Origin of the sequence: Shewanella sp. AC91-MNA-CIBAN-0169 (genome assembly GCF_040310165.1) — a bacterium.
Classification (GTDB): domain Bacteria; phylum Pseudomonadota; class Gammaproteobacteria; order Enterobacterales; family Shewanellaceae; genus Shewanella.
In genome coordinates this window covers 1-259 of the sequence record NZ_JBEOPM010000142.1, presented here as the reverse complement: position 1 = coordinate 259, position 259 = coordinate 1, and the positions used below count along the sequence as shown (strand labels likewise).

The following is a 259-nucleotide window of genomic DNA, read 5'->3' as shown; positions in this document are numbered from 1 at the left end:
GTGCACACGGACGTTGGTTACTACCTTCGCATACATCTTTATCAGGCGATAAAGCGCATTACGTAATGATTGACGCTAGTATCTCTAACGAAATGTTTGCACCAGACAAAGCCTTTAAACCTAAAGAAAAAGGCGCCGAGTACGACGACACATTATTAATGGCACTTGCGCCTAATGGTGAGCCAGTATCTGAAACCATTCGTGCTTATTACTTAAAGCGTAAAAGCTCAGCTGCGGTAAGCTTAACAGAGCAAGGCAC

General features: G+C 44.0%; 1 pseudogene. It reads left to right on the top strand.

What is annotated here, in order from left to right:
- A pseudogene (locus tag AAEY98_RS22455) lies at positions 1-259 on the top strand (DUF4198 domain-containing protein); the annotation flags it as partial.